The 23060-nt window shown below is 55.2% G+C and carries 21 protein-coding genes; 17 read left to right on the plus strand and 4 right to left on the minus strand.

From position 1 onward, the window contains the following. The first annotated feature begins 1 nt into the window (after window position 1). From frr to RDV48_07790, 8 genes are all read left to right on the plus strand, one after another. Window positions 2-559 (plus strand): ribosome recycling factor, encoded by a 558-nt coding sequence (frr, locus tag RDV48_07755; protein MDQ7822670.1) that lies wholly within the window; start codon window positions 2-4, stop codon window positions 557-559. After that, window positions 556-744 (plus strand): hypothetical protein, encoded by a 189-nt coding sequence (locus tag RDV48_07760; GenBank protein ID MDQ7822671.1) that lies wholly within the window; start codon window positions 556-558, stop codon window positions 742-744. Before frr ends, RDV48_07760 begins: the two co-directional genes overlap by 4 nt. Continuing rightward, complete coding sequence (locus RDV48_07765; GenBank protein ID MDQ7822672.1) at window positions 745-1551, plus strand: isoprenyl transferase; 807 nt, start codon at window positions 745-747, stop codon at window positions 1549-1551. Window positions 1552-1558: 7 nt separating this feature from the next. Continuing rightward, window positions 1559-2389 carry a phosphatidate cytidylyltransferase gene (locus tag RDV48_07770; GenBank protein MDQ7822673.1) on the plus strand — a complete coding sequence of 277 codons (831 nt, stop codon included), beginning with the start codon at window positions 1559-1561 and terminating at the stop codon, window positions 2387-2389. Window positions 2390-2432: 43 nt separating this feature from the next. Beyond that, complete coding sequence (locus tag RDV48_07775; protein ID MDQ7822674.1) at window positions 2433-3590, plus strand: 1-deoxy-D-xylulose-5-phosphate reductoisomerase; 1158 nt, start codon at window positions 2433-2435, stop codon at window positions 3588-3590. Window positions 3591-3653: 63 nt separating this feature from the next. Next, entirely contained in the window at window positions 3654-4781 is a 1128-nt protein-coding gene (locus tag RDV48_07780) for a M50 family metallopeptidase (GenBank protein MDQ7822675.1), read from the plus strand. A gap of 40 nt (window positions 4782-4821) precedes the next feature. Then, complete coding sequence (gene ispG / locus RDV48_07785; protein MDQ7822676.1) at window positions 4822-5898, plus strand: flavodoxin-dependent (E)-4-hydroxy-3-methylbut-2-enyl-diphosphate synthase; 1077 nt, start codon at window positions 4822-4824, stop codon at window positions 5896-5898. Between the two features lie 15 nt (window positions 5899-5913). Next, complete coding sequence (locus RDV48_07790) at window positions 5914-6933, plus strand: L-threonylcarbamoyladenylate synthase (GenBank protein ID MDQ7822677.1); 1020 nt, start codon at window positions 5914-5916, stop codon at window positions 6931-6933. On the opposite strand, the gene RDV48_07795 is transcribed toward RDV48_07790, so the two are convergent. From RDV48_07795 to RDV48_07810, 4 genes are read right to left on the minus strand one after another with little or no spacing between them, the layout of a single operon-like run. Further along, window positions 6920-7708 (minus strand): biotin--[acetyl-CoA-carboxylase] ligase, encoded by a 789-nt coding sequence (locus RDV48_07795; protein ID MDQ7822678.1) that lies wholly within the window; start codon window positions 7706-7708, stop codon window positions 6920-6922. The genes RDV48_07790 and RDV48_07795 overlap by 14 nt on opposite strands. Before the next feature lie 11 nt (window positions 7709-7719). Continuing rightward, the gene (gene nadC, locus RDV48_07800) at window positions 7720-8562 is read right to left on the minus strand and encodes a carboxylating nicotinate-nucleotide diphosphorylase (protein MDQ7822679.1); all 843 of its coding nucleotides are present in this window, start codon (window positions 8560-8562) and stop codon (window positions 7720-7722) included. A 29-nt stretch (window positions 8563-8591) separates the two neighbouring features. Then, window positions 8592-9512 (minus strand): quinolinate synthase NadA, encoded by a 921-nt coding sequence (nadA, locus tag RDV48_07805; protein MDQ7822680.1) that lies wholly within the window; start codon window positions 9510-9512, stop codon window positions 8592-8594. A 37-nt stretch (window positions 9513-9549) separates the two neighbouring features. Continuing rightward, on the minus strand, window positions 9550-10728 hold the full coding sequence (locus tag RDV48_07810) for a sodium:calcium antiporter (GenBank protein MDQ7822681.1): 1179 nt from the start codon (window positions 10726-10728) through the stop codon (window positions 9550-9552). A 618-nt stretch (window positions 10729-11346) separates the two neighbouring features. Here RDV48_07810 and RDV48_07815 point away from each other — a divergent pair. From RDV48_07815 to murG, 9 genes are all read left to right on the plus strand, one after another. Then, window positions 11347-11796 carry a division/cell wall cluster transcriptional repressor MraZ gene (locus RDV48_07815; protein ID MDQ7822682.1) on the plus strand — a complete coding sequence of 150 codons (450 nt, stop codon included), beginning with the start codon at window positions 11347-11349 and terminating at the stop codon, window positions 11794-11796. Next, window positions 11786-12739, plus strand: coding sequence for a 16S rRNA (cytosine(1402)-N(4))-methyltransferase RsmH (gene rsmH / locus RDV48_07820; protein ID MDQ7822683.1), 954 nt, complete (start codon window positions 11786-11788; stop codon window positions 12737-12739). Before RDV48_07815 ends, rsmH begins: the two co-directional genes overlap by 11 nt. 816 nt (window positions 12740-13555) lie before the next feature. Next, on the plus strand, window positions 13556-15298 hold the full coding sequence (locus RDV48_07825; protein ID MDQ7822684.1) for a penicillin-binding transpeptidase domain-containing protein: 1743 nt from the start codon (window positions 13556-13558) through the stop codon (window positions 15296-15298). 42 nt (window positions 15299-15340) lie between these two features. Beyond that, a complete protein-coding gene (locus RDV48_07830) occupies window positions 15341-16843 on the plus strand; it encodes a UDP-N-acetylmuramoyl-L-alanyl-D-glutamate--2,6-diaminopimelate ligase (protein ID MDQ7822685.1) in 1503 nt (500 codons plus the stop codon). Window positions 16844-16848: 5 nt separating this feature from the next. After that, the gene (murF, locus tag RDV48_07835; protein ID MDQ7822686.1) at window positions 16849-18258 is read left to right on the plus strand and encodes a UDP-N-acetylmuramoyl-tripeptide--D-alanyl-D-alanine ligase; all 1410 of its coding nucleotides are present in this window, start codon (window positions 16849-16851) and stop codon (window positions 18256-18258) included. 16 nt (window positions 18259-18274) lie between these two features. Continuing rightward, window positions 18275-19231 carry a phospho-N-acetylmuramoyl-pentapeptide-transferase gene (mraY, locus tag RDV48_07840; protein MDQ7822687.1) on the plus strand — a complete coding sequence of 319 codons (957 nt, stop codon included), beginning with the start codon at window positions 18275-18277 and terminating at the stop codon, window positions 19229-19231. A 15-nt stretch (window positions 19232-19246) separates the two neighbouring features. Next, window positions 19247-20614, plus strand: coding sequence for a UDP-N-acetylmuramoyl-L-alanine--D-glutamate ligase (murD, locus tag RDV48_07845; protein MDQ7822688.1), 1368 nt, complete (start codon window positions 19247-19249; stop codon window positions 20612-20614). Beyond that, window positions 20611-21909 carry a putative lipid II flippase FtsW gene (gene ftsW, locus RDV48_07850; protein ID MDQ7822689.1) on the plus strand — a complete coding sequence of 433 codons (1299 nt, stop codon included), beginning with the start codon at window positions 20611-20613 and terminating at the stop codon, window positions 21907-21909. Before murD ends, ftsW begins: the two co-directional genes overlap by 4 nt. A gap of 17 nt (window positions 21910-21926) precedes the next feature. After that, a complete protein-coding gene (gene murG, locus RDV48_07855; GenBank protein ID MDQ7822690.1) occupies window positions 21927-23030 on the plus strand; it encodes an undecaprenyldiphospho-muramoylpentapeptide beta-N-acetylglucosaminyltransferase in 1104 nt (367 codons plus the stop codon). The last annotated feature ends 30 nt before the right edge of the window (window positions 23031-23060 follow it).

Here is a 23060-nt window from a genome sequence, read left to right on the forward strand (position 1 = left end):
GATAGATCCGGCTCTGTTGAAAACGATGGAAGAAAAAATGCAGAAGTCTATTGAGGTGTTCAAGAAGGACCTTTCAGGCATCAGGACGGGAAGGGCCACGCCGGCGCTCCTTGACAGGATCCAGGCCGATGCCTACGGCTCGCCCATGCCGCTCAACCAGCTTGCAAACATTGCAGTGCCCGATGCAAGGAGCATGGTGATACAGCCATGGGACAAGACTCTCCTTGGTGCCATAGAAAAGGCAATCCTGAAATCCGATATAGGCATTCATCCCGTCAATGACGGCAATGCCATCCGCCTCGCCATCCCTCCCCTCACCGAAGAGAGGAGGAAAGACCTTGTCAAGGTCGTCAAGAAGAAGTCAGAGGAAGGAAAGGTGTCGCTCCGCAATATAAGGCGCGAGGTGAACGACGACCTGAAGAAGCTTGAAAAGGCCGGCACCGCCTCTGAGGACGAGGCAAGGAAGACCACGGAAAAAGTGCAGAAGATCACCGACAAGTACATCAAGGATTTTGATGAGATGGCTTCCCATAAAGAGAGAGAGATAATGGAGATTTGAGCGTTATCGGCTTTTCTTATACTGAAGGCATGAAACTGCTCCGCGAGCGCTCCCTTTACCCCTACAGAATAATCGTGGTAAAGCCCCCCAGGGCAGCATTCGGCAAGGGATGGCTCAGGATAATCGCAGAGCGCGAAGAAGAAGAGGGGCTCGTGGTGCTTGTCGCCTATGAGGATTACGAATAGATGGCAGTGAAAACGCTTCATGGCAGAGAGCTCTCTTTCGAGGCATTACTGGAAAAGCTTGACAGAACCGCCATGCCCCGCCATATTGCCATCATCATGGATGGCAACCGGCGATGGGCGAAATCCCGCAGCCTCCCCCCCCTCATGGGCCACCGCGCAGGGGCGAAGGTCTTCAAGACAATCGTGGAAACATTCGTGAAGCTCGGGATCGGCGTGCTCACGGCCTATGCCTTCTCCTGTGAAAACTGGAAAAGGTCCGAAGACGAGGTAGGGGTCCTTCTCTCCCTTTTTGAATACTACAGCAGGAAAGAAAGGAACCATCTTCAGAAGAACGGAGTAAGGTTCAGGATAATTGGAAACATTGATGAACTCCCGCCGTCCCTCAGCGACGAGTTCAGCAAGACGGAAGAGCTCACGAGGGGCAACGACAGGCTTGTGCTGAATCTTGCCGTGAACTACGGCTCCCGCTCAGAGATCATGAAGGCAGCCCTTGCCCTTTCCAGGGACCTCTCCCTTGGGGCCGTAAGGGCTTCCGAAGTCACAGAGGAGCTCTTCTCACGGTATCTCCTCACGGCGGGCCTTCCCGATCCAGACCTGCTCATCAGAACGAGCGGCGAGATGCGCGTAAGCAATTTTCTGCTCTGGCAGATTGCCTATTCTGAGCTCTGGTTCACCTCAAGCTACTGGCCGGAATTCACCCCCCGTGAGCTCCTTACGGCGATACTGGATTACCAGAAACGGGAGAGGCGGTTCGGCGGTTCGACGGTGCAGGCTCACCCCTGCAAGACTTCTTCATCGAGGCTTTGAACGGCTGATGTTTTTAAAGAGGATAATCGTAGGCGCTTTTCTCATAGTGGGCTCTTTTCTGCTGGTGATGATGGGCACCTGGGCAATGGCCCTTGAAGTGCTCATCATCGGGATCCTTGGCCTTAACGAGTTCTATAACCTTGCGTACCGCAAGGGGATAAGGCCATCCAAGATTACGGGCCTTCTCTGCGGGATCATCCTCTATTTCACCGCCTTTTTCCTCAACGAGGAAAAGTCCCTTGTGGTGCTCACTGTGCTGATAATCTATACGCTCTTCATTTTTATCTTCCGCAAGGAATCCCATGTCTCGTCATTTCTCGATGCCGGCGTCACCCTTCTTGGATATCTTTACATCGGGTGGCTTTTCTCTTTCATCATCCACCTGAGGGGAATGGATGAGCCGGCGATGCTGGGGCCATACCACATAGAGCGCGGCGCCCTCTACGTGGTATTCCTTGTCTTTGCCACCTCCTTTACCGATATCGGGAGCTTTTTCGTGGGCAAGTTCCTGGGGCGCCACAAGCTCTGCCCCTCGATAAGCCCCGGCAAGACCATAGAAGGCGCCATAGGAGGCATCATCATTGCCCTTCTTTTCTCGGGCACCTGGGGATTTTTCTCCGGCATACCCCTCTTTCACTGTATCGTGCTGAGCATTGTGATAAGCATCTTTGCCATGCTCGGCGACCTGTGGGAATCGACGCTCAAGAGGGATGTTTCCGTGAAGGATTCGGGCGACATCGTGGCCGGCCACGGGGGGATCCTGGACAGGTTTGACTCCCTTTTCATCACCTCTCCGGTGGCGTACCTCTATTTCAAGTACTTCGTGCATTTCCTCTGAGAGAGGCTTATCAAAGAGACCTGCGGATAAGAAGCGGGGTTTCATGCAAAAAAAGGTCAGCATCATAGGTTCAACGGGCTCCATTGGCAGGCAGGCCCTCGAGGTAATCGGTCACTTCAGTGAAAAATTCGCCGTGGCCGGCCTTGCCGCGCAGAAAAGCTGGCAGACCCTCAGGGACCAGCTTGAGCGCTTCCACCCTCCCGAGGCAGCCATTGTGGAGAGAGAGGCATGGTCCCGCCTTGTGGCATGCCCGGGGCTTTCGGCGCTAAGGATATCGTCGGGCGACGAGGGAGTGGCAAGAATAGCGGGCCTCCCTGAAAATGACGTAGTCCTTGTGGCTGCCGTGGGCATCGCGGGGCTCCGACCCACCCTTGCCGCCATAGAGGCAGGTCATACCCTTGCCCTTGCCACCAAGGAGGCACTCGTAGCAGCAGGAAGTCTTGTGATGGAAAGGGTCAGGGAAAGAGGAGTGACGCTCATCCCCGTGGACAGCGAGCATTCTGCCATTTTTCAGTGCCTCCGGGCGCAGGGGCGCGAGGTGGCAAGAATACTGCTTACCTCGTCAGGCGGGCCGTTCAGGGGCTTCACCGCGAGGCAGCTCAGGAATGTCACAAGGGAAATGGCCCTTGCCCATCCCACATGGATGATGGGGAGCAAGATCACCGTCGATTCCGCGACGCTCATGAACAAGGGCTTTGAAGTCATTGAGGCCTTTCATCTTTTTTCCGTGCCCATTGAAAAGATTGAGGTGGTGATCCATCCCCAGAGCATCATCCATTCCCTCGTTGAGTTCTGCGACGGCTCGGTGCTTGCGCAGCTCTCGCCGCCTGATATGAGGCTCCCCATTCAGTATGCCCTGGGCTATCCCGAGGGAATGCCCATGAGGTGGCAGAAGCTCAACCTTGCCCAGATCGGGAAGCTCACCTTTGAGGAGCCCGACCTGAAGAACTTCAGGTGCCTCTCGCTTGCCTATGACGCTCTCAGGGAGGGGGGCACGCTCCCGGTGGCGCTCAACGGGGCAAATGAAGTGGCCGTGGAGCTTTTCCTCAAGGGCCTTATCTCTTTCACCCATATCCCGGTCATTATCGAGCGCACCATGGAAAGGCATGCCCCGGTGAGAGAGCCCGGCCTCGAGGATATCATCGAAGCCGACAGGCAGGCCCGGCAGGAGGCCCTCGGCGTGGCCAAAAAACTCCCTTAGGCTATTTGCATAATTTCCGTTTTTCTGTTACAATCGTAGTAATTCCTGAAAGGGGTGTATGACGTGACGATAGTCCACTGGCTTCTTGCAAACTGGGTCGGCCTCCTTGTGGTGATATTGAGCTTCGGCTTTATCATATTCATTCATGAACTGGGTCACTTCATCATGGCGAAAAGGGTGGGAGTGAAGGTCCATGAGTTTGCCCTCGGGTTCGGGCCGTGCCTTTTCTCCAGGAAAAGAGGGGAGACGGAGTATGCCCTCAGGCTTTTCCCCGTGGGAGGCTATGTGAGGATGGAGGGCGAGGATACGCCCTGCGATAACCCGGAAGACACGGGGAACTTCCAGAACAAGACGGTCTGGGAGCGGGTGAAGATCGTGGCTTCAGGCCCCCTCATGAACTATATCACCGCCCTTTTTATTTTCCTGACGGTCGGGCTTGTATACGGCGTGGGAGAGATATACCTGAAACCCAAGGTGGGCAAGATCCTCGAGGGGTCGCCTGCCCAGAAGATCGGTCTCGAGCCTGGCGACTATATCGTAGCCATCAACGGGCAGAAGGTGAAGGATGCCTACGAGATGATTGACACCATCCACAAGAACCCGGAAAAGGAGATAAGCATTGAGATTGAGAGGGGCGAGGGGCCTTCGAAAATGACCTTCACCAGGACCGTCACGACGATCCTTATGCCCGGCACCAAGGAAAAAATCGGCATCATCGGCTTTTCCCCTGATACGAAGGCGATTGACATGCGTTTTGAGAGGAAGCCCTTCGGCACCGTCATCACCGACAGCGTGGACCAGATGGCTCGCTTTACCGTGGCCCCTTTCTATGCCTTCTACCTCATCTTCAAGGGCAAGATGAAGGCCAAGGAAGTGACGGAGGGCTCGGCGGGACCCGTGGGGATAGGGCAGATGTTCTTCGAGATGTACCGCAAGGGGTTCAGCTTCCTCCTCTATTTTCTCGGCATGATAAATGTCCTCATCGGCTGTTTCAACCTCATTCCCTTCCCTGCCCTTGACGGCTCGAGGGTCCTGATCCTCATCATCAGCGGCATCAGGAACAAGCCTTTCAACCAGGAGAAAGAGGGGTACGTTCACCTCGTGGGCTTTATCATTCTCATCATGGTGGTGCTTTTTTTCACCTACAATGACATAATCAGAATTATCCAGGGCGTGAGTTTCTTTAAGTAACCTCCAGGCGCCGTGAGAGAGCGAAGGGGGACCTTCCGTCATGGAAAAAAGAAGAGAGAGCCGCACGGTCTATGTGAGGGGCGTACCCATCGGCGGGGGGGCGCCGGTGCTTGTCCAGTCAATGACCAAGACTCCCACCCACGAAGTGGAGGCTACTCTGGACCAGATCCACAGTCTTGCCGCAGAAGGCTGTGAGCTGGTAAGGGTGGCAGTGCCGGATATGAAAGCGGCCAGGGCTCTGGGGGAAATCATATCCCGCTCGTCCATCCCTGTGGTGGCCGATATCCATTTTGACTGGCGCCTTGCCCTTGAGGCTCTCGAGCGGGGAGTCCACAAGCTCCGCCTGAACCCCGGCAATTTCCCCCACAAGGAGCATCTGGCCGGGATAGTGAAGCGGGCCCGTGAGCGTGGGGTCCCCATAAGGATAGGCGTCAATGAGGGCTCTCTTGAGAAGGCCCTGATAAGGAAGCATGGGGGAATTACGGCAGAAGCCCTTGCCGAAAGCGCCCTCCTGGAGGTGAAAAGGCTTGAAGCCCTTGACTTCACCGAGATCGTCATCTCGGTGAAGTGTTTTGACATCGCCCTCCTTCTCGAGGTCCATGAACTGCTGGCCCAAAGGTCCCCCTATCCCTTTCATATCGGCGTCACTGAAGCCGGGGCCGCCATGGCGGGGTTGGTGAGATCGGCTCTGGGGATAGGGTCACTTCTTATGAGGGGTATTGGCGACACGGTAAGGGTCTCCCTTACCTCTACCCCCCTCGACGAGGTGAAGGTGGCCTATGAGATCCTGAAAGCGCTGGGGCTCAGGAAGCGGGGGGCCACCATTGTCTCGTGCCCAACCTGCGGCAGGACACAGATAGACATTCCCCGCCTTGTGAGGGATCTTGAAGAGCGCCTTCATGCCATGGCCCCCATGGAGGTAAAGATAGCAGTGATGGGGTGTGTGGTGAACGGACCCGGCGAAGCCCGACAGGCCGATATAGGGATTGCCGGAGGGAAAGGGGAAGGAGCCCTCTTTCGTGGAGGAAAAATCGTGCGCAAGGTGAAAGAGAATCATCTCATTGCCGCCCTCATGGAAGAACTGGAAAGTCTTCAGGCGGAAAAGAACGGGCCATGAGCCTGCGAGGTGCCTATGGATACCAGAATATTTGAGATCCGCAGAGGCCAGAATGACCAGGATCTGGAAGAAGCGGCGGCCATCCTGAGAGGAGGGGGGCTTGTAGCCTTCCCTACTGAGACAGTCTATGGCCTCGGCGTCAGTGCCGGGAACCTGGAGAGCGTGAAACAGGTATTCCAGGCCAAGGGGCGGTCATTCTTCAACCCCATGGCCTTTCATCTTCCCGCCTTCGAGATGGTGACTCCTTATGTGAAATCTGTGCCGGAGGAGGCTCAGGCCCTTGCACGCAAGTTCCTTCCCGGCCCCCTTATGCTCCTTCTTGAAAAGGCCGAAAATGTTCCCGATCTCATCACGGCAGGCTCAAGGAAAGTGGGAGTAAGAGTGCCCAGGAATTCGCTCGCATCCGCCCTCTTCAGGAAGGCCGAAGTACCGGTGGTGGCCACAAGCGCAAATGTCTCCGGCCGTTTTTCACCGACTACGGTAGCCCATGTGATCGATGAGCTCGGGGGGATAATAGATGCCATTGTCACGGGAAGTGATGAGGAGGTTCTGGGCATAGAGTCCACCATCATTGACGTCACCACAAGCCCTTTCAGGCTGACGCGGAGCGGTTTCATCACCCATGAGCAGATTACCAAAGTTCTGGGGTATGCCCCCATGCTCTCCGATGATGACAGGTTTTCGAAGGCCGACAAGATATCCAGGGATATGAAAATTATCCTCGTGGAGGGCGAATCGGAAAAAGTGCTGAGGAGAATGAAAACCCTCATCGCCAACCTTCCCCAGGGAAGCCAGGTGGGGCTCCTTATCACGGAGAACAGCGCCGCCCATATCGGCAATGAGCCCTGCACGAGAGTCATGGGCCCCCGGGGCAACCTGGAAGTTATCGCGAAGAATTTTTTCTCATGCCTGCGTTCCTTTGAAAAGGAGAACACCAAGGTGGTCCTCGTTGAGGGCATCTCCCGCGAGGGGATAGGCTGGGCGCTCATGGAGCGCCTCGAGAGAATGGCAAGCGAAGTCATCAAGGTTGAGTAGGCCCTTCAAGGAGTCTCACCCTCTCGCAGGACCAGATCTCCTCCCGCTCTTTGCTCCGGTTTTCTATCACCAGCTGGCCCTCGTCGCCTATTCCGAGTGCCTTTACCTTCCGTGCCCCCTTTATTTCCTGGATCTCCACCATGTTTTTGAGGAGGGGGCAGTGATCCTCAATGGCATCACGAAAAGCCGGAAAACCTCTCTTAAGGGCAGTCTCGAAATTCCACTCCAGATGCACCAGGAGGTCTTCAAGGAAGGGCCTCAGGGGATGGACCGCCCCGGTATGGGAGGAAAGTGACGTGGCGCCGCACTCTGCAGGAATGCCTGCCCCGCTGTTGTTGATGTTTATCCCTATTCCTGCAATAATCCACAGGGGAGCCCCGCCGTTGTGAGTGGCCTCAAGCAGGATTCCCCCCATTTTCCGGCCCTCGCAGTATATGTCGTTGGGCCAGTAAAGGTGGAGTCCCAGAGAAAACTGCGCCTCGAGAAACTCGATTATCCAGAGAGAAAAGAGGAGCGCCAGGCCCTTGGGAGGGCTCTGGGGCCTCAGGATAAGGGAAAACCAGAGACCACCCGGAGGAGAGTGCCACTTTCTCATTCTCCTCCCTAATCCTTGAGTCTGCGCTTCCGCCTGGATTACGGAGCCGTGGCCTTCTCCGCGGGAGGCATAATCCTTTGCCAGGAGGTTGGTAGAGGTGACTTCCTTGAAGTAATGGATCCGCTCACCCCAGAACCTCACGGGCCCCGGGCTTATGGCGCCTGTCCCGTCGCTGGTCATAGCGGTACTCCTTAAGGGGTGACTTCCGTGATTCTGAGGGAGATGTCCAGGGCTTTCACTGAATGAGTAAGCCTTCCCATGGAGATGAAGTCTATGGCAAGCTCTCTCAGCTGCGGGAGCCGCTCCTCGGTGATGTTCCCTGAGATTTCTATCAGAGCCCTTCCCGCGATGAGGGCGCAGGCTTCCTTCATAAGGGCGGTATCCATGTTGTCAAGCATTATCATCTCGGCCCCGGCCTCAAGAGCTTCTCTCACCTGCTCGAGGGTTTCCACCTCCACTTCCACCTTCATAAGGGGCGGTGCTCCTCTCTTTGCCCTGGTCACGGCCCCGGCAAGGGAGGAGAACTTCAAGTGGTTGTTCTTTATCATTATCCCGTCATAGAGGCCCATGCGGTGGTTTTTCCCTCCTCCTGCGCGGACGGCGTACTTTTCCAGGCTTCTCATTCCGGGAATGGTCTTCCGCGTATCCAGGATGGAGAGAGAGGTATTCCCCAGCATATCCGTGATGGTCCTGGTGATGGTGGCAATGCCCGAGAGGTGCTGGAGGAAATTAAGGGATGTTCTCTCGCCGCTCAGGATGGCCCGGGCGCTCCCCTCCACTGAAGCGATCAGCTGGCCGGGAGAGAGAAGTGCTCCGTCCTCTTTCTGGGGCAGATAGATGCAGTGCTCATCGAGGAGCCTGAAGAGCATGCCCGGCAGTTCAACGCCGGCCAGAACCCCCCGCGCCTTGGAATAGATCTCCGCCTTTGCGCGGCTTGAGGCCGGTATCAGGAGTTCGCAGGTAATGTCTCCGCTCCCGAGATCTTCGTCAAGTGAGTGCTTGAGAAATTTTTTCACCTGGCTGTTCAAGAACATGGTGAGAGCTCCTTTTTTCAGAGTGGTCTTTATCTTTTTGCATTGAGCATTTTTTTTATCGTGGAAAGGGCTTTTTCCCTCACTTCTTCCCGGACAGTGATCCGGGGCTCCATGGCGCGGAGTGCCCAGAGGATCTTCTCCAGGGTGATGAGCTTCATGTTGGGACATATCAGTCTGTCACTGAGGAGATGGAACTGCCTGCCGGGGTTGTCTTTCCGGAGGCGGTGCAGGATGCCGCTTTCGGTTCCCACGAGGAATTCATCATGGGGAGAGGTGGCGGCGTATTTGAGCATCGCCGAGGTGCTCCCCACGAAATCGCAGAGCCTGAGCACTTCCCCGGTGCACTCCGGGTGGCCCATCACCGCTGCGCGGGGATGGAGCGTTTTCATCTTTTCTATGTCCTCGGGAAAAAGGCGATGGTGGGTAAGGCAGTACCCCGGGTAGAGATGGATTTTTTTCCTGGTTTTTGAGGCAACCCAGGCGCCCAGTGACTGGTCAGGGATGAAGAGGAGCTCTTCATTCTCAAGACTCTCCACGATATCGGCGGCGTTTGATGAGGTGCAGCAGATGTCGCTTAAGGCCTTGACCTCGGCAGAGGAGTTGATGTAGCAGACTACAGGGGCGCCAGGGTGCTCTTCCTTAAATGCCCGCAGCTTTTCTACGGTTATCATGTCGGCCATGGGACAGCCTGCATCAGGATCGGGAAGGAGCACCGCTTTTTTGGGGTTGAGAAGCGACGCCGTCTCGGCCATGAAATGCACTCCGCAGAATACTATGGTATCCGCCGTGGTGGAGGCTGCTATGCGGGAAAGCCCCAGCGAGTCCTCCACGTGGTCGGCAATATCCTGAACCTCGGGGCGCTGGTAGAGATGGGCCAGGATAATGGCGTTCCGCTCATGCTTGAGGGCCAGGATATTTTCCTTGAGCTTTTCGTCTGGTGAATCGTTCATAGAGATACTATTCTGTCCTTCCGGAGATACTCCCTGTTCACCGCCCGCAGACCCTGGGGTCGAAGAACTTGAGGCTCTCCCTTTTGCTGCGGTCCAGCACCACCATCAGTATGGCGAGGACGAGGTAGGCAATCGAGTAAATATGGCGGATAAAAGGATGGGGGATAAAGAGCTGCGTCGTGAAGAGCACGAAAAGGATGAGGGCCTCCCAGATGCTGAACCTGAGATTCAGGATTATAGCGATTGCAAAGAGTGACTGCGCGGTCGTAAGGAGTATCTCCTCGCTCTGCCGGGCATCAAGAGGCATGGCGCCGGGATGGCCTGCGGAAATGGCAAAGACCAGCGGGAGCATCCCCACAAGGAGAGTCCACTGGTTCACCTTTGAGGATACCAGGCATCCGAAGCCTGCCGTGGGGTGGCCGTTGAAGGCGAAGAGGGCCGCCACGATGAACTCCGGCGACTCGGAAGCGAGGGGGGCAACCCACTGGACCAGGATGAACTCGTCAATCCCGTAAATCTTGCCCGTGTGGATGAGGCTTTCCGCAAAAGGCGCCGCAGATATGAAGATGGTAAAGCCCGCATAGAGAAAAAGGGCGGCGAGGGAAAGCTTCCTCGGGGTATCAGCAAGGTCAGCGAGAGCTTCCTGGGGACCGCTTATCTCTGGCTCCACCACTTTGCAGCGCGTGGCATGGTAGATATAAAAGCAGAAGAGAAGTATGAAGAAGACGGCATCTATGGGGGACAGGTTGCCTTTCAAGGGGATGATGAGGGCATAGAGGGAAGCAATGAGAAGGCAGCTGATTTCAAGGGTGTGCTCCCTGGTGAGCTCGATCTCTTTTTTTCTTGTCTTTAAATAGTATATGAGCATCACAAAAGCCCACCCTGCACCGATAAGGAGGCGGTTGCTCCCGGTCATGTTGGCGAGGGCATAGGGACAGTAATGGAGATCCTTCCCTGCCATCCATGCAAAATACATGTCCACGGCATATTCCGGCAGCACGGCAATGAGGGCCACTGCAGCAATTGCGAGGGCCTGGGGGATATCCTTCTGGGCCACCTCCGCGATCCAGGAGAGTATGAAAGATGCCGACACAATGGCTGTTCCCGAGAGAATTGCCACCAGGAGGGAGTGCTCGTCGAGTCCCGTCAGTTTCAGATAAATCCAAGGGAAGGGAAGTGCGATGAAAAAGAGTATCCAGAACCATTTTTTTATCACAGGGCACCTCGTGCTCCAGGCCTGCTCCGCATATTTTCCGCAATGCGACAGCCGCAGAGGGATAAGATTCGCCATCAAGAATCCTGAGCCTTCTTGTGACCCATGGTTTTTTCCATGAACAAAATTATCCTTCTCGAGCATGGCGTGTCCCCCTGTTCCGGCCATGCCTTCCATGATCTGCAGAACCTTATTAATCCTCATTATAAATGGATTTAAAGCCTTTATTGCCATTAAACAACCAAAAGTTATGATATCAGTGAGCCATTGAGCAGAAAAACGGCACTAATGGTGGATTTGCTTGTTTATTGAAATAAAATCAAATTATATGGGGCACAGACATACTCCATTTTGCTCCACCCGAGCAATATATGGAAATAGTGCAGCCCAATTTATTGAAAATTATTATAGCACCGCATGCAGATTCTGCATGCATGAAATTGCCTTCAGTACAAAATATAGAGTCCATCCCGGCATGATTTGTCAAGATATGGTGGTTGACCATCATGAATATCCATGGTGGCGCGGCATTCATGGCGTGAGGGGTATTGACAGGGTTGACTCCATGGTAGTATCATAGGAGAAGATCAGGTGGAGTAATGTGGAGGGAGGTAGCGCATTGTGGGTTTGGCGAAATTCACAGGTGAATTCGAACATACCCTTGATGATAAAAGCCGCCTCATTATCCCCTCCAAATTTCGGACTTCTCTCGGCGACAAGTTCTATCTGCTCCGGAGTGTCAATGCAGACAGCATCTGGATCATGCCCGAGACGGAGTTCAATCAGCTTATCGATGAGGTATCATCGAAAATCTCTCAAACGGATGTTGCGGGCCAGAAGTGGCTGCGGCTCCTCGTCTCCTCTGCCGTTTCCTGTGTAATGGAGAACCAGGGAAGGGTGCTCATCCCTCAGAAGCTAAAGGAGATAGCTGGCATAAGGGATGCAAAGGTGACACTGATAGGAGCCATCAACCACATTGAGGTCTGGAGCACCGAGAGATGGAAGGAACAGGAAGAGCAGGAGAATTTCATAGACCAGACCCAAAAGGTCTATGAAAAGTATGGACTCTAACCCGTTCCATGTCCCGGTGATGCCCGACGAAGTCCTGGCGTACCTCTCTCCCCGACGGGGAGGGATTTATGTAGACTGCACCATAGGAGGAGGTGGTCATTCACTTAGAATCCTGGAAGTTCTAGGACCAGATGGCATGCTGGTCGGGATTGATCAGGACCCCGAGGCAGTCGAGGAGATAACCGGAAAATTCCATGGAATCAGTACCGTGAGAATCGTGCATGCAAACTTTGCACAGCTGGAAGAGATCCTCGAGCGCGAAAGGATAAAGGAGGTGGATGGAGTCCTTTTTGACCTGGGAGTGTCCTCGCATCAACTGGACAGTATCGCAAGGGGATTCAGTTTCCGAGCAGAGGCGAGACTAGATATGAGAATGAATAGTCAACTGGGTACCACAGCCTCTGATCTGGTCAACAGGCTCTCGGTAAAAGAGTTGGAGAGGATCTTCTGGGAGTATGGAAATGAACGGTGGGCGCGGAGGATTGCCCGAAGGATCGAAACGATCCGCAGGCACCAGCCCATACACACGACTCTGGAACTGGCACGTTGTGTCGAAGCGTGCGTCCCTGGGGAGCGGCGAAAAAGAACGCTGCACCCTGCCACGAAAGTGTTCATGGCCTTAAGGATTGCAGTAAACCGCGAAATGCAGTGCTTACACGAGGGACTCGAAGCAGCAATACGTGTGACAAGGTCCGGAGGAACGATAGTGGTCATCTCCTATCACTCCCTGGAGGACCGTATGGTGAAGACAAAATTCCGGGAACTCTCAAGAGAGGTATCGGAGCCCTTCACGGAACACGAGGTGGGTCTTCCAAAGAAGAGACTGTCCATACTGACGAGGAAGCCTCTTGTGCCAAAAGCACAGGAGGTGGCACGGAATCCAAGAGCCCGTTCGGCGAAATTAAGGGCTGTAAAGGTAGAGATTAAGGAGGTAAATAAGTAATTGCTAGCCGTCTCCCGCAAAAACGAACAATTACATAGGGTTAAGAGAGGGTCATGCCATGGGACAATGGCCGACAGAAACCGTGGTGTCTCAACGCTTACGGTGTCAATGTATGTCGCAGGTCTCGTGGGAGTGGCCGCCATGCTCATTATGTATCTCTGTCTGTGCGCCCAGATCGTAAGCTGCCAGTACAAAATTTGCCGGCTAAAGGAAACAAAGTCTACTTTAGAACGGTCGCGGTTGTCACTGAAGCTTGAAGTCAATAGACTTAATGCTCTGGAGCGTATTGAAGCCATTGCTCGGACCCAATTGGGAATGTCACAACCCCCTGTGAGACTGGTACTCGACATGCGTCAGCCAGTGGCCCGGACTTCCTTGGAGGATGTTGTTGCGGTAGAAAAGATTCCGAAAAACTGATTCCAGGAAGATTCAGGATCGAAGAGAGAAGGTGGCATGGTTAAGCTGGGCCGTTTGACCAAAGACCAGGAAACCCTTCGATCCGGAGAGGGGACTACGAATGGTAATCTTAATCTGGAAAAAAGGTGGCTGGAAACAATTCTCTGAGGCCACCGTGGACAGCAAGTAAAGGGTAAGACGGGGGATGCGAAGGAGGGTACATCGCTCCCCCGTCTCCCAAAGCACAAAACCGTTCAACAGAATAAAAGGCTACCCACGAAGGGGGTGAAGAACTCACCCTCGTTCGTCATTCATGGAGCATGAAATTCAGGCCGGCTCTGTACCCAGCAGCGAGCTTTCGTGAGTCACCGAAGGCTCACCGGTGGGATCAGGGTGTGAAGGCCAAGAGGGAGGTTTTTCGTGATAGGATGGAATATCAAGGTAAGAAAGAGACTGGTACTTCTCTTCTACATGACAGCCCTGCTCTTTGTCTGCCTCGCCTACCGGCTTGTCACCATACAGGCATTCCAGAGCGACCGTTACAAGGCTCTGGCCGATAACCAGCACATAGGGAAAATTGAGATTCCTGCACTGCGCGGCACAATCCTGGACAGGAAGTTTGAGCCCCTGGCGAACAGCATCTCCCTTCCCTCCCTTGCCGCCGATCCCTCCAAGATCAAAGATCACAAGAAAGCTGCCCTTCTTATATCAGGCATCCTTGGCTGCGACCGCAAGGAGCTTGAGCTCAGGCTCTCGATACCTTCCACCTTTGCATGGATAGAGAGGAAGGTAACTGACGATGCGGCACGGAGGGTGATGGCACTGAAGATCGAAGGAATTTTTCTTCTCAGGGAATCCAACGGGAAAAGATTTTATCCCAAGGGGCATCTCGGCCTCCACATCCTTGGATGCACGGGAATTGACGATCAAGGCCTTGACGGTATTGAAGCCTCTCTGGATAAATATCTCAAGGGAATACCCGGCATCATGGAGACTGAGATGGACCGCGACGGAAGAGTCATTCCCGGCGGGGTCACCTCGATGGTGCAGGCTATCCCCGGCTATAATATCGTCCTCACCATCGATGAAAGTATCCAGTATATAGCCGAGAGCATACTTGACAAGGCAGTGAAGGCGCACCGGGCAAAAAGAGGCTCTGTCGTAGTCATGGATGCAAAGACTGGCGAGATACTCGCCCTTACGACAAAGCCCGATGTGAGGTCCTTCGATCCCAGAAGCAATGATTATATGAAGCTCACCAGGAATGCCTGCGTCTGCGATGCCTATGAGCCAGGCTCCACATTCAAGGTGATCCTTGCCGCATCTGCACTGGACAGCGGCAAGGTCAAGATGGAGGATCAAATACCCTGCGGCAGTTCCATCGATGTGGGAGGATGGACGCTCCAGAATGCCAATGATGGTTTTGGCGGCGGCGCCACGGAAAACATCAAGGAGATCATCACCTATTCATTCAATACCGGCTCTGCAGCCATCGGCCTCAAGATTGGCTGCAAGACCTACTTCAACTACCTCAGGAAATTCGGTTTCGGCTCCCTCACCGGAGTTGAGCTTCCCGGCGAGACCGAGGGACTTCTGCTGCCCCTCAAGGACTGGACCGAGATAAACTGCGCCACCATGGCGTTCGGGCAGGGGATCGCCATTACCCCCGTGCAGCTTACCTCAGCCGTGCAGGCCATTGCCAACAACGGCGTACAGATGAAGCCCCACATTATAAAGCAGATCATTGACTCCAAGGGAAACGTGGTGAGGGATTTCAAGCCTGAGGTGAAATCCAGACCCATCAAGCCGGCGACGACCCTCAAGATGAAGGAGATTCTCCAGAATGTCGTGGAAAAAGGGACGGGAAAGCGGGCAAAGGTGCCAGGGTATCTCTGTGCAGGCAAGACAGGCACTGCCAACGTCGTGGAAAACGGAAACTATGTGTCAGGCAAATACGTTGCCTCATTTGTGGGCTTTGTTCCCGCCGAGGATCCGAAGATTGTCATTCTCGTCAAGGTGGAGCATCCCTCGGATATTTACTGGGGTGGTGTCGTAGCGGCCCCGATATTTGCCGATGTGGCCAAAGAGACTCTCTGGCGCCTGGGAGTCCCGCCGAGTTTCCCTCAGGAGATCGGAAAGAATGAGGAAGCGAAAAAGCAATAGGAGCCCCTCGATGGCGGGGAGCGAGTGCATGGAGCATTGCAGATGAAGCTGAAAGAACTGCTGCACTCCATCGCGGATTCACACGTGGTGGGGTCTCGAGAAATCGATGTGACGGGGATAGCTTATGATTCGCGGCAGGCCTTTCCGGGCTGCCTTTTCTGCTGTATTAAAGGCTTTAAGGCCGATGGCCACGACTTTATCGCCGATGCCCTTTCAAGAGGAGCAAAGACTGTCTGCCTGGAGAAGCCCATGGAGCTCCCCGATGGGGTGGTGAAAGTCGTCGTGCCCCATTCCAGGAGGGCTCTTGCCCTCATGAGCGCCGAGTTTTACGGCCATCCTTCAAGGAAGCTCAAGATTATCGGAGTGACGGGCACAAACGGCAAGACCACCACCACTTCGCTCATTGAGATGATGCTCACCGCGTGCGGGGTGAAAACGGGCCTTATCGGCACCCTATTCACCAAGATAGGCTCCCTCAAGACCACCTCTAAAGTGACCACTCCTGAGTCCCTCGATCTCCAGGCAACCCTTGCCTCCATGGTGGACCATGGCTGCGAGTGCGCCGTATTTGAGGTCTCATCCCATGCCCTTGAGCTCCACCGAGTCGAGGGCTGCGTTTTTGACAGGGCTGTGTTCACGAACCTCACGCAGGATCACCTTGATTTTCACAGGAACCTGGAAGAGTATTTCCAGGCCAAGCTCAAGATATTCACCGCCCTCGACGGAAGGGAGAAGGATCAGGCCGCGATCCTCAATGCTGACGATCCTTCCTCGAAACGCATAGCGGAGCATCTTTCGGTGCCGGCTCTCACCTATGGAGTGCGCGATAAGAAAGCCCTCTACCATGCCCGCGATCCCCAGGTCACTTTTGAAGGGCTCAGCTATCAGCTTATGGCGCCTGAGGGTATCATTCCCGTCACGATCCCTGTCTCGGGAGGATTCAATGTCTCCAACTCCCTGGCTGCCATTGCGGCAGCCTCATCGCTGGGCGTGCCCCCCGCGGAGCTCGCTTCGGCGGCAAGGGAGTTTCACGGTGTAAAAGGCCGTTTCGAGCTTATCAGGGCAGGCCAGGAATTCGCCGTCATCGTTGACTATGCCCACACGCCCGACGGCCTCGAGAACGTGCTCACCACCGCAAGGCAGATCACCTCAGGCTCTCTCATCACTGTCTTCGGATGCGGCGGTGACAGGGACAGGACAAAGCGCCCCCTCATGGGAGGCATTGCCGCGACCCTCTCAGACAGGATTATCATCACTTCTGACAACCCGCGCACGGAGGAGCCCGGCATGATAATCGCCGATATCGAGGAGGGCGTGAGGCTTGCAGGGAAATCCTACGAGCAGGAAGCTGACAGGAGGAAGGCCATCTTCAAGGCCCTGGGCATGGCGCGCCGCGGCGACACGGTGGTGATCGCCGGCAAAGGCCATGAAAACTACCAGATTTTCAGGGATCGGACCATCCATTTTGATGACGGCGAAGTGGTCCATGAATTCTTCAAAGAACTCGTCTCCCGTGACGAGAAAGGAGAGCAGTGCGCAAAGTGAAGCCAATGAGGTTGTACGAACTTCTTGCCATGCTCGGCAATGACCATGGGGCCTTCAGTGATGCCGACGTGGTCGGAATCTCGACGGACTCTAGAAGCATAAGGCCTGGCGAGCTTTTCATCCCCATATCGGGAGAGAATTTCAACGGTCACAGGTTCATCGCGAGCGCCCTCGGGCAGGGTGCCGTGGCGGCTCTCTCATCGGAGCCGGCCGGGGAGGGCAATGGGCAGGGAAAGATAATACCGGTGGAAGACACCCTTCTTGCCTATCACCGGATTGCCGCCTGCTACAGGGAAAAATTTCCTGTCCGCGTCGTGGCCGTGACGGGGAGCAACGGAAAGACCACCACCAAGGATCTCATCCATGAGGTTCTCTCGAGAAGATACCGCACCCTCAGGACTGAGGCGAACTACAATAACGAGATAGGCGTCCCCCATACCGTGATGCAGCTTGATGAAAAGAGCGAGATGCTGGTGATAGAGCTTGCAATGAGGGGAAAGGGCCAGATAGCTCAGCTCGCCGGGATTGTGAAGCCCCATGTCGGCGTCATTACAATTATAGGCGAGGCTCACTATGAGCTCCTCGGGTCCTATGAAGCCATTGCAGACGCGAAGGGGGAGCTTCTTCTTGCCCTTCCCCCCGATGGGGCGGCAGTGCTCAACCGTGATGACCGCTGGTATGACCACCTTGCCGGGAAATTCCCTGGAAACAAATACTCCTTTGGCGAGGACCAGAAGGCGTCGCTGCGCATGCTTGAGTGCAGGCCTCAGAGCTCCGGCGGCTTCAATGTAAAAGTGGCGTCCTTTAGCGGCGGCGAGCTTGAATTCAGCATTCCTTTCCTTGGCCTCCACAATGTCTATAACACCATGGCGGCCGTGGCCGTCGGCCTTCTTCACCAGGTGCCTCCCGGCCAGATACAGGAGGCTCTCAACAGCTCAAAAATCACGGGCAAGAGAATGGAGAAGCTGGTCACCGGCCAGGGCGTCATCGTGATAAATGACACCTACAATGCGAGCCCCCGCTCAATGGAATATGCCATCAGGACCCTGGCTCTTCTCCCCGGCGTCACGAGGAGGATTGCCGTTCTCGGCGATATGCGCGAGCTTGGCGGGATAGCCGAAGAAGCACACCGTGCCACAGGAAGGATGGTCAGAGAGGCAGGCATCGACTACCTCGTGACCCTCGGCGACCTGGGGAAGCTCATCCATGAAGAGGCGCTCCGGTCAGGAATGCCTTCGGGGCGCTGTTTCTGGTATGAGAGCAAGGATGAGGCCGGCGCGATGCTCGCAGGGATTCTGTCACGCGGTGATGCCGTGCTTGTCAAGGCATCCAGGCTCATGAAGCTTGAAGAGATAGTTGAACATGTCATGAGGCGGGGGGGCCATGAGAAATCCTCCCTGAGCGCCAGTCCTTAAGAACCGAGGAGTTTCAATGGCAGGAGCGATAAGCGTCTTTTTCCTGAGCTTCCTCCTCTCGGCGGGCTTGCTGCCCTTTTATATCAGGAAGGTCAAGGAGCTCCAGTGGGGTCAGCAGATTCGGCCGGAAGGGCCCCAGGATCACGCTTCCAAGAGCGGCACTCCCACCATGGGAGGGCTCGTGGTGCTTCTTGTGGTGATCATGTCACTTCTCTGGGTTCATCCCCTCACCTGGGAATACGGAATATTTGCAGCCTTCATAGTGATAAACGGCGCCGCCGGATTTTTTGATGATTTCATCAAGATAAAAAAGGGGCGCTCCCTGGGCCTGAGGGCAAGGGACAAGCTCTTCATCCATATTCTTCTCGGTATTGGTATCGCCTGGCTGATGAGGGAGTATTCCCCTCTTGGCGGAAAGATACTTGTTCCCTTCGCGGGATGGGTGGATACGGGGTGGTTTATCTATCCTCTCTGCATCGCCGTCATGACGGGGTGTGTCAACGCCGTAAACCTCACCGACGGCCTGGACGGCCTCGCAGCGGGGAGCGTCATTGTCACCCTCGCGGGTTACAGCTATTTCTGCTTCGCCATGAAGCGCCTTGATCTTCTTGCCGGCTGCATCACTCTTGGCGGCGCCCTTCTGGGTTTTCTGGCCTTCAACTGTTTCCCCGCGAGGATATTCATGGGCGATACGGGCTCCCTGGCACTGGGAGGGGCCCTTGCAACGCTCTCGATTCTCACGGGAACAGAGCTCTTTCTTTTCATCATGGGGGGAGTGTACGTCGTGGAGGCCCTTTCTGTGGTGATACAGGTCACTTATTTCAAGATGACCAAGGGGAAGCGGGTCTTCAGGATGAGCCCGATCCACCATCATTTTGCCCTGGGAGGGTGGCACGAGGTGCAGGTGACCACCAGGTTCTGGATAGCGGGGGCGCTGCTTGCGGCCCTTGGAGTATGGATTTATAGAATGTAAAAGGAACGGATGATAATGGATTACGCAGGGAAAAGGGTAAGCATCATGGGCCTTGGGCGAAGCGGCAGGGCTCTGGCCGAAGTGCTCCTCGGGAGGGGTGCCCTTGTCTTTGTGAGCGATGCAAAGCCCAGGGAAGAGCTTGAGAGATTCCTTGAGGGCCTCCCGGAAGACCGCATTGTCGCTGAATACGGCGGCAACACCGAAAAAGTCTATGAAGGGAAGGATCTCATCGTCATAAGCCCCGGCGTCTCCATCTATCACCCCGTGCTGGAGGCAGCCAGGAAACAAGGCGTGCCCGTCATCGGGGAGATTGAGCTGGCCTGGCAGTTTGCAAAGGCCCCGCTGATCGCCGTGACAGGGACCAATGGCAAGTCAACGACAGTGAGCCTCATTCACCGGATTCTCAAGGAGGGGGGCGTCTCCTCTCTTCTTGCGGGGAATATCGGGGTTCCCCTCTCGGCCGAGGTTGCAGCCCATGACGAGGTGTCCTGGATTGTGGCCGAGGTGAGCAGCTTTCAGCTGGAGACAATAGCACAGTTCCGCCCACGGATAGGAGTCATCCTGAACATCACCGATGACCACAAGGACAGGCACAGGACCTTCAACGAATACGTAAGGGCGAAGGCGCGGCTTTTTGAAAACCAGGGCCCAGGTGATTATGCCGTGCTGAATTTCGATGACGCCTCTCTCCGTGACATTGCCCGGGAAGTGAGGGCAGAGCGCTATTTTTTCAGCACCAGCGGCGAGGTGGAGAGAGGGGCCTTCTGCAGGGACGGCTCCCTCTGGTTCCGCGGCGGCGGGGTCGAAGAGCTGCTGTTCTCCCGCGATGAGGTGCCTCTCAAGGGAGGCCACAATCTCTCTAATGTCCTTGCAGTGCTCACGGTGGCAATGATTGCAGGAATAAGCGGCGACAGCGTGCTTTCGTCTTTGAGAGCATTCACGCCGCTCTCTCATCGTCTTGAATATACTGCAACCGTAAGGGGGGTGAAATTCTATGATGATTCCAAAGGGACCAATCCCGGGGCCGTCATGGCAGCCCTGGAAAGCTTTACGGAGCCCATAACCCTCATTGCAGGGGGTAAGGATAAAAGCATGGATTTCAGTGACCTGGGGCGCAGGATAGCCCGGAGGGTCAAAAACCTGGTGGTGATAGGAGAAAGCGCCGAAAAGATAGCAGAGGCTTCCGCCATGGCGGGGATGAAGAGCATTACCCGCTCAGCCTCGTTCCCGGAAGCGGTAAAGAAAGCTTTCGAAGCCTCATCACCTGGCGACGTGGTGCTTCTCTCGCCGGCATGCGCGAGCTTTGACATGTTCTCGTCGGCAGAGCACCGGGGGGATTTGTTTCAAGAGCTAGTCAAGAAAATGGAGGTTGAGTACCCTTGAAGAAGAGTCCGGATCTGCTTATCGTCTTTCTCACTTACACCCTGCTCATCCTGGGGGTTATCATTGTCTTCAGCGCAAGCTCAGTCACCTCTTCGGTGCTTGAAGAGTGCAACAATGATCCCTTTTTCTACCTGAAGCGCCAGATAATATGGGCTCTTCTGGGATCGGCATGCTTTTTTGCGGCAGGCAGGGTTGACCTCTTCAAGCTCAGGAGAGCGAGCCTCATAGGGGTCTTTTTCTCAATAATCCTTCTTGTTCTTGTGCTTATCCCCGGTATCGGCCACGAAACGATGGGAGCGCGGCGGTGGATGGGCTTCGGCTCTTTCACCTTCCAGCCAGCCGAAATAGCGAAAGTTTTCTTTGTGATCTACCTTGCCGATTACCTCTCCAGGAGAAATGAGAAAATTACGGAATTTATCAGGCTTCTCCCCGTGATCGGCTTTGCTGGAATCATTATCGTGCTCATTGAGAAAGAGCCCGACCTGGGCACGAGCCTGGTCATAGGCGCCACGATGATGGGCATGCTCTTCATGGCAGGGGCCCAGTTAAAGCACCTTGTGGCGCTCTCCGTGTCGGGCGTCATGGTGGTGGGCATAAGGATTCTGGATGAAGGCTACCGGGTCAAGCGCTTTCTCTCCTTCATCAACCCCTGGGCCGACCCCCTCGGGTCTGGATACCATATCATCCAGTCCCTCATTGCCCTGGGCTCAGGCGGAATCGGGGGGCTGGGCCTCGGGCAGAGCAGGCAGAAATTCTTCTACCTTCCCGAACAATACACGGACTTTATCTTTGCAATCATCGGGGAGGAACTGGGACTGCTGGGAACTCTCGCCGTGGTAATCCTTTTCGCGGCCCTTCTTTACCGGGGCTTCAAGGTCGCCTATGCGGCATCTCATCCCTATCTCAAGCTTCTGGCCGCGGGATGCACTTTTGTCATTGCCCTGCAGGCTTTCATGAACATGGGAGTCGTGATAGGAATGCTCCCCTGCACGGGAATCCCTCTGCCCTTCATATCCTTTGGAGGATCATCGCTCCTCACGTGCCTTACCCTTATGGGACTGCTCGTAAACATATCGCAATACTGCCCCAGGCGCACGGCCAGAGTCCCCATCTCCGCCAGGGGGGAAACGGAGGCGCTGCCCCGCCATGAGCCGGCAGCTGAGCAGGAAGCCGGGGCTCATGTGAGCGAAGCCGCTGAGAGAGAGGCATCGGAAGGTGAGATCGCCGAAGAGCTGCCTCCTGTCCCTGAAAGCGCGGTACAGGAGGAGAAGGAAGTAGTCCAGGCTCCGCAGTAAGGAGCGTGAATGCCGGAATGAAGGTCATTGTGACAGGGGGAGGGACGGGAGGCCATCTTTTTCCCGCCCTCGCCGTAGCCAAAGCCCTGAAAAAAAGGCATGAAGGGCTTTCAGTACTTTTCCTGGGCACCCGCCACGGTCTTGAAGCTACCCGCGTTCCCCAGGAAGGACTGCCCCTGGAATATATTCTTTCAAGGGGCCTCTCGTCGAATCCCTTCAAGGCGGGGGCCGCACTTGCCATAACCTCCCTCGGCTTCCTGCAGTCCATTGAGGTGCTGCTGCGGGAAAAACCGCGCCTTGTGGTAGGAACGGGGGGATATGTGAGCGCCCCCGTTGTCATGGCCGCTCATATCTGCAGGGTCCCTGCAGTGCTGCTGGAGCAGAATACCATCCCGGGGAAAACCAACCGCTTCCTCGCCCGTTTTGCCAGGAAAGTCTGCACGAGCTTCCAGGGGACGGAGCGTTATCTTCCTCCAGGGAAGGCACACCTTACGGGAAATCCTGTCCGTGAGGAGATCCTCGAGGTAAGCAGGGAGGAGGGAAGGCGGCGCCTTGAGATCCCTCCCGGGAGGCCCTGTATCCTTGTGACAGGAGCAAGCCAGGGGGCAAAGAGCATCAATGAGGGAATTCTAAAAGCCCTGGAGGGCTGGAAAGGCCAGGAATGGAGCATTATCCATCTTACCGGTGAGAGAAACTATGAGGAAGTCTCGTCACGGGCCGCCGAGTTGCTCAGGGGTGCAAAACTTTTTTACCGGGCCATGGGATTTCTGGGCGCCATCCACGATGCCTATGCGGCCTGTGACCTGGTGGTGTGCCGTGCCGGCGCCACCACCATTGCCGAAGTGACGGCGCGGGGAATTCCTGCACTGATAATCCCCTACCCTTATGCAGCGGAAGACCACCAGGTAAAGAATGCGCGCTGGCTTGAAGAGCAGGGAGCGGCTTTCATGATTGCCGATGACAAGGTGAAAGAAGAGCTTTCCCCCCTTCTCGGGAAGCTCATGAGGGATCCTGAGGCATTGCGCTCGATGGCGGAGCGCAGTAAAGCACTGGGAAAACCTGAAGCTTTAGATGAAATTTTGAAGGTATTGGATATTTTTCTGTCGAATCAGAAGGCTTAATATTTTCGCTTGGACTCGTGAGCCTTTGAA

This window comes from Candidatus Eremiobacterota bacterium (genome assembly GCA_031082125.1).
Lineage (GTDB): Bacteria > Vulcanimicrobiota > CADAWZ01 > CADAWZ01 > Ess09-12 > Ess09-12.